At 34.0% G+C, this 6838-nt stretch carries 7 protein-coding genes; 5 read left to right on the top strand and 2 right to left on the bottom strand.

The genetic code is table 11. From position 1 onward, the window contains the following. On the bottom strand, positions 1-563 hold a 563-nt coding region (locus OPU68_RS17905; RefSeq protein WP_498475288.1), incomplete at its 3' end, for a restriction endonuclease subunit S. Between the two features lie 81 nt (positions 564-644). Here OPU68_RS17905 and OPU68_RS17900 point away from each other — a divergent pair. Together OPU68_RS17900 and OPU68_RS17895 are read left to right on the top strand one after the other, a co-directional pair. Then, the gene (locus tag OPU68_RS17900) at positions 645-1571 is read left to right on the top strand and encodes a tyrosine-type recombinase/integrase (protein ID WP_040998464.1); all 927 of its coding nucleotides are present in this window, start codon (positions 645-647) and stop codon (positions 1569-1571) included. A 494-nt stretch (positions 1572-2065) separates the two neighbouring features. Beyond that, entirely contained in the window at positions 2066-3514 is a 1449-nt protein-coding gene (locus tag OPU68_RS17895; protein ID WP_498475287.1) for an RCC1 domain-containing protein, read from the top strand. 151 nt (positions 3515-3665) lie between these two features. Here OPU68_RS17895 and OPU68_RS17890 read toward each other — a convergent pair whose 3' ends face one another. After that, positions 3666-3962 (bottom strand): hypothetical protein, encoded by a 297-nt coding sequence (locus OPU68_RS17890; protein WP_498475286.1) that lies wholly within the window; start codon positions 3960-3962, stop codon positions 3666-3668. 148 nt (positions 3963-4110) lie between these two features. Here OPU68_RS17890 and OPU68_RS17885 point away from each other — a divergent pair, with 148 nt between their 5' ends. The 3 genes from OPU68_RS17885 (at position 4111) to OPU68_RS17875 (ending at position 6769) form a co-directional block, all read left to right on the top strand. Next, positions 4111-5220: a serine hydrolase domain-containing protein gene (locus tag OPU68_RS17885; protein WP_498475285.1), complete on the top strand. Its 1110-nt coding sequence runs from the start codon at positions 4111-4113 to the stop codon at positions 5218-5220. A 99-nt stretch (positions 5221-5319) separates the two neighbouring features. Beyond that, positions 5320-6348 (top strand): nucleoid-associated protein, encoded by a 1029-nt coding sequence (locus tag OPU68_RS17880; protein ID WP_498475284.1) that lies wholly within the window; start codon positions 5320-5322, stop codon positions 6346-6348. Between the two features lie 61 nt (positions 6349-6409). Continuing rightward, complete coding sequence (locus OPU68_RS17875) at positions 6410-6769, top strand: hypothetical protein (protein ID WP_498475283.1); 360 nt, start codon at positions 6410-6412, stop codon at positions 6767-6769. Positions 6770-6838: the final 69 nt, after the last annotated feature.

Raw genomic sequence — 6838 nt, 5'->3', positions numbered from 1 at the left:
AATTCTTCAATTATTTTGTTTTGGGTTGAAATTCTCTCATCTAAAATTGAGAGGAATGAAGCTATTTTCTTTTGCTCTTTTGAGCCCGGTATAGATAATTTGATACTTTTAATACTTTCAAAATTTAAACCCTCTCTTCCGCTCCCAGTCTGTAAATTATTAAAGATGATTTGACCTTTAATTGAAGAAAATATTGGCTGAAGAAATCTTGGATTGTATTTTTTATTTAATCTTATGATACAAACGTGTTGATTAACATTCCCAATTTTAAAATCTTCAGGAACTACACAGCTTCTTCCTAATGATGCCCCTGTTATGTTTAGAAGTATATCATTAGATCTAACAACGCTATTTTTCATTACGTTGTTTATAGATTCAGAAATAAATACGGAGTTTTGTAATTCTAATTTATCATTATTTACATTTTGACTTCGTATGAATAAAATACCTTCATTTATATAGACTGATTCACCACCTAATGGTGTTTTACCACTATTCACTTTTTCCGCCATTTCCCCCAACTTCCTCGTTTCCCATTCCCCCTCAAACCCCGGGAATCTCAAATTGGGAACATTAACTAATTCATATCCTCAAGGTTTTTGAATCTTTAATTGCTTTCCTTTGAGATTTAAAATTAAAAAGTAATGAATAAACAAAAACAATTGTCCGAAGTCATCGAACTATGGAAAGTAAACAAAAAGCAGTACGTTAAAAAATCAAGTTTTTCAGCTTACACACTTCTAATTGAAAATCATATAATTCCAATCTTTGGTAAAGCATATATCATCGAGGAAACCGATGTGCAAAATTTTGTTTTGAAAAAATTAGAAGCAGGTTTAAGCCATAAAACGATTAAAGATATCTTAATTGTTTTAAAAATGATTCTCAAATTCGGGGCAAAAAATAAGTGGTTTGATTACACACCTTTTGATATACAGTTCCCTACGGAAAGAGAAAAACATAGTTTGGAGGTACTTACCAAATCTGACCAGAAAAAGATAATGAATTACATTCAGGAACATTTTACATTTAGAAATTTGGGTGTTTACATCTGCCTAAGTGCTGGAATGCGAATTGGCGAGGTATGTGCACTGACTTGGGAAGACGTTGATACAGATAATGGAATAATAAGCGTGAATCAGACCATTCAACGTATATATGTAATAGAAGACGGAGTTCGCAGAACAGAACTCATTTTGGATACACCAAAAACTAAAAACTCTATCCGTGAAATCCCCATAAGTAAAGATTTATTGAGAATATTGAAACCATTTAAAAAAATTGTTAATCCTTCTTTTTTTGTATTGACAAATGATGCGAAGCCAACGGAGCCCAGAACTTATCGAAGTTATTATAAAAACCTTATGAAGGAGCTTAAAATGCCCGATATAAAATTTCACGGATTAAGGCATAGCTTCGCCACAAGATGTATAGAAAGTAATTGTGATTATAAAACAGTAAGTGTTCTGCTTGGACACTCTAATATCAGTACAACATTAAATCTCTATGTTCATCCTAATATGGAACAGAAAAAGAAAGCGATTGAACAGATGTTTAAAGCTTTGAGATAATTGTTTAATTTGGCAAATTATTAATAAGATGAAAATAGAAGAAACTTAAATATTTGTATCTTATTTGTACCATATAAATTTAATTCATTGATATTCAGTATTCGTTATTTTTGAAGAAGTGAAGTAATCAACAGTTTTAAAACTGATACAATAGAAATCTCCAGGCGAAAGCTTGGAGATTTTTTGTTTTAAGATTAAAATTGATGTTTTTATTTATGGCTTTATTTTACGTGGAGTCAATTTTTAAATTTTCAATTAATCTGGTTTTCAATTGATAAATCAGAATTTATAGTTGCATATTTTTATTTATCACGCTTTTTTAATATGTTATTTTTAAAATAATATTAAAGGATGGATGTGTTGTATATATTTGATTTTCAAAATTATAATTCTTAAAAAAACAGGGAATAATTTCCGAATTTATTCAATTCATTGATTGCTAAATCGGCAAATAGCGACGTAATATTGTATCATTAACCAATAAATAAATTGTTATGAGACGATTTTTATTAATTTCAAAAACAGGTAAAAAAAGTAGTATTGCCTTAGCGTCTATTTTACTATTGATGTTTTGCATTACAGTTAATGGGCAATGTTCTACCAATTCGTGGGCACAGCTGTCTCAGGGGCAGAACTTCAATATTGCAATGAAAACAGATGGGACCATCTGGATGTGGGGACTCAATGACAGTGGTGTTCGTGGAAACGGTGCTTCTACTGTTGGAACTATAATCAAACATCCGGAACAAATTGGAACTGACTCTGACTGGAAAGAGATTTCTACAGGGCATCACTTTGTTCTTGCTCTGAAGGAAAACGGAGATCTTTACGGCTGGGGAGATAATGCCTACGGTAATTTTGGACTTGGCAATAATACAGATGTAACTACGCCCATAAAAATTGCAACAGGCGTAAAAGATTATGCAGCGGGTTATTACAGCACATTGGTCATTAAAAACGATGGAACCCTATGGGCAACAGGTTATAACGACTGGGGTAATCTTGGACTTGGAACCAGTGAAGGATTTATCAATACTTTCAAGCAAGAGCCAACAAATGCTACAAATTGGGCTAAAGTCTTTTCGGGATGGTATACATCCTTTGCCATTAAATCTAATGGGACACTTTGGTCTTGCGGATCTAATGTTTATGGGGCAACAGGATTGGGGCAGACTTCTGGTGAGGAAGCTTCTTTCACGCAGGTAGGAACAGGTACAAATTGGAGCGAAGTATCGGGCTCTCCATTTCATACGGTAGCTTTAACAACTGCTGGAAAATTATGGGCTTGGGGTGCTAACAATTTCGGAAGATTAGGTCTCGCCGGTGGAGGAGAGCAAATCTATTATACACCACAACCAATAGATGCTGCTTCTAATTACACGGCAATAACTTCGGGCATAGACAACTCATTGGTTATGAGATCAGATGGAGCTATCTTCGCTGGAGGATCAAATAGCTATGGAAAATTAGGAATTGGGACAAATGATGCCACGACTTCCAATCTTGCTTTTGTAAGAATAGGAACTGCAACCAACTGGAAATCGATTTCTATGAGATTAGGTGAAGGTCATAGTGGTGTTATTAATAATTCTTCCCAAATGTTAACAACAGGAGCGGATAACTATTATCAGTTAGGAAACAATGATGGAACAACAACAAATAGCAACAGCTTTACCCAGGTTACTTGTGATGACCTACTTGCTGTAAATGACTTTTCTTCTGATAAAAAATTATCTTTATATCCTAACCCTGCAAAAGACTTTGTAGTATTACAATCTGCAAAAGCTATTTCTGAAGTTAAAATCTACAGTGCCGCAGGCGCTATCGTAAAATCACTTTCAAAAGTTTCTGATAACAAAATCAATGTTGCAGACTTGCCGGCTGGTGTCTATATCGTTAAGATCAATGATTTTTCAGAAGGCGTGAAAATGATTAAAAAATAATTTTAGAGAAATTTTTAAATAGAAAGTCTTCATTCGACTCTCTGTTTTTTCATAAAAGGATGATGAAAAAAAAATTATTTATTTCACAAATGTGAAAGCAATTTTCAAATGTTACACAGAAATCTCCGGGCTCAGGCTTGGAGATTTCTATTTATTTTGAGATGCACTTTTCTACCATAGCATAGATGGTTTTCAAACGCTCGACCACTTCCTCCATATTTTTGGTAAGTCTTTTTACTTCCTGTTGGTCTTTTGATTTCAGAACTTCATCGCCGCTTTTAGAAATGCATTTTTGTCTTTCTGAGTTTGAGATTTGTCCATTTGTTAACACTTTTGCCTGGATGCATTCGCAGGATTTTTTGGCGATTTCTTCTTCGATGGTTTGGGCGGAGGTAAAGGAGAATGCCATTAAGATTAAAAAGGAATATTTTTTCGTTTTTAAATTCATTTTTGCAATTTTTCTTAAGCTAAGATAACTTAATTCTCGGCGAAATTTATTTAATATTTTTTAACTATAAAAATAGTGATGCATTGAGATTTAAGTTTCATCTTTGAATAACTAATTAAATAGTGATAAACTTAACCCAATCTTAATTATGAAAAAATTATTCGTTTTAACTTCAGTCATTCTATTTTCAGCTTTATTTTTCTCACAGGGTAATCAGATGGATATCAATAAGGATGTAGATAAATTTGTAAATAACCAAATGAAAACTTTGGGAATTCCCGGAATGGCAATCGCAGTCGTCAAAGATGGAAAAATAATTAAGAAAACAACTTACGGTTTTGCAAATCTTGATTGGAAAAATAAAGTTACCGAACATACCAATTTTCAAATTGCATCCTGTACAAAGCTTCTTACTTCCACGCTTCTTCTAAAAACAATGTATAACAAGAAAATAAGTCTGGATGATTCTGTTTCAAAGTATATTACAGATTGTCCCAAAGAATGGAATGATATCAAAATTGAAAACCTGATAAATCATTCCAGCGGAATCGACGATTACTATGACAGCGATGTCTATCTGCCGACGGAGAAAATTGTAGAGGCTGTCAAAAAACTTCCTTTGGTGTTCAAAACGGGATCAAAACAAAAATATGCACAATCGGATTTTATGGTTTTGTCCTATATCTTTGAAAAGATTTATAACAAGCCTTTTGTGCAAATTTTAAGGGATGAAGTTGCTATTCCTTTCAAGATGAACGATGGCGCTTTCGACATGGAATTCAAGGTGAATGGACAATTTTTACGCACTGATATTATCCCGGAAAAAGTTACCACTTATTACGATCTCAAAGGTAAAATGCAAGCCTACAAATATCTCTATCCACAATATACTTATCCTGCCGGTGGATATTTTGCCTCGATAAATGATATGGCCAACTGGGTAATAGGCTTGGACAATGAAATCCAATTTCCAAATTCGTTTTCGGAAAATTATATTTACAAAACAGACAAGATAGATGGCAAAGATGCAGATTTTTCAAAAGTGGGCTGGGTTGTCGGCAAAGAAGATGTTTTGTACGCTGGTCATAGCGGTGGTCCGGGATTGGCTGATATTTTACGGTTCCCAAAAGAAGGTTATACTTTTATAGTTTTATCAAATGATGGTGAACTATTGCCCACATTTTCTCGTGCAATCGCAGCTTTTTATATTAAAACATTAAGTCCAAAACTGAAAATAGAAAAATTTGAGAGGGATTAAAATTTTCAAATAAGGCGGAAAGGATAATTTCTCAAATATGATTTCTAATTAGCCAGAAAAGGAGATTATGAATATCTTTGCAAACTCAAACAACAAAAAATGTTTTCAAAAATTACAGTTCACAGAGTCGGGAATAAAATCAATGGAGAATCTCTAACACTTTCTCAGGAAGAATTGCAGCTGGAAGATGAGATGAAGGAATTACTGGGAAATTACTTTATGAATGCCTTCAAATCCGAAGAGCAGTTTCATTTTTACAGTGATTCTTATTTGGTGAATAATCCGGTTTACAGTTCTGTTTCTGAGATTTTTGAAGACAAAGCCAAATTCCAGTGGGAATCTGAAAACATCGCCAAACATCTTTACGAAGCTGCCGAAAATCCAAGAGTTCAGTCCGGCGAATTGTTCATCGTTTACTTCGAAGGCGAAACAATTGAATCTGCTGACGGCGACGATAAAAAAATAGATTCTATCGGGATTTTCAAAACCGAAAAGAGAGAAGGTTTCCTGAAAATCAATCCTCAGGACGAATCTTTTGATATCGAAAGAGATTTCGGAATCAGCCTGTCAAAAATCGATAAAGCGGCTTTGATTTATAACAGCGACAAAGAAAGTGGTTACGTTTTATCCGTGATAGATAACAACAAAAATGGTGATATCTATTATTGGTTCGAGGATTTCCTGAAAGTAAAACAACGCGACAACGAATATTTCCACACGCAGGAGACTTTGTCTGTTTACAAAGATTTTATCACACAGCAATTGCCCCAGGAATTCGAAGTTTCCAAAGCAGATCAGGCAGATTTTCTTAATAAATCCATCAATTTTTTCAAAGAAAAAGAAGAATTCAAATACGATGATTTCGTAAAAGAAGTTTTGGAAGACGAAAATGTCATCGAAAGTTTTTCCAATTTCAAATCCGATTACGAGCAGGATATGCAGATCTCAATTTCTGAAGATTTCCCGATTAATACTCAGGCGGTTAAAAAACAACAAAGACACTTTAAATCAATAATCAAGTTAGATAAAAATTTCCATATCTACATCCACGGCGACCGAAAAATGCTGGAAACCGGACAGGACGAAAAAGGAAAATATTACAGATTATATTTCGAGGAAGAAAAATAATCACTTTTGGATTTAACATAATATTAATCTCCAGTCCCAAAAAATTTCTACCTTTGCATCTATGTTGATTGGAAAAAACAAAACTTTCAGGAATTTCATTTCGGTATTTTTTGCCGGGATGTATCTCTTTGTGGCTTTGTTTTCTTCGCAATTGCACAATCACAGCGGCGAATCTTTCTTCAAAGATTCAGGTTTCAAAAAGACTGAGAAAACCATTTCCTCGGATATTTCCAAAAGCCAATCCGGCGATTGTCTGGCTTGTCATTTCCTGGCAACTGGCAATTCTTTGGTTCCGGAACAGTTTTCTTTCCATTTTGAAAACCATACGCACGACACACAACAAACTTTTTCTGTACAGGAAAAAATCTGGTCAGCGACCAAATTCACTTTTCAACTCCGCGGTCCGCCCGCTATTTCGTAATTCCTATTTTCCTCAATTTCATTTAGATTTTGAGAGAATTCCCTTGAATTATTTTGACATTTAATTTGC

This window comes from Chryseobacterium sp. TB1-D10 (genome assembly GCF_059803555.1).
The sequence above is the reverse complement of the archived record's forward strand: the minus strand, read 5'-3'. Positions and strand labels throughout refer to the sequence as shown.

Bases quoted from the DNA above. Each gene is read 5' to 3' on its own strand.
- OPU68_RS17900 (WP_040998464.1), top strand. From the start codon at position 645: ATGAATAAACAAAAACAATTGTCCGAAGTCATCGAACTATGGAAAGTA.
- OPU68_RS17895 (WP_498475287.1), top strand. From the start codon at position 2,066: ATGAGACGATTTTTATTAATTTCAAAAACAGGTAAAAAAAGTAGTATT.
- OPU68_RS17875 (WP_498475283.1), top strand. From the start codon at position 6,410: ATGTTGATTGGAAAAAACAAAACTTTCAGGAATTTCATTTCGGTATTT.
- OPU68_RS17885 (WP_498475285.1), top strand. From the start codon at position 4,111: ATGAAAAAATTATTCGTTTTAACTTCAGTCATTCTATTTTCAGCTTTA.
- OPU68_RS17890 (WP_498475286.1), bottom strand. From the start codon at position 3,962: ATGAATTTAAAAACGAAAAAATATTCCTTTTTAATCTTAATGGCATTC.
- OPU68_RS17880 (WP_498475284.1), top strand. From the start codon at position 5,320: ATGTTTTCAAAAATTACAGTTCACAGAGTCGGGAATAAAATCAATGGA.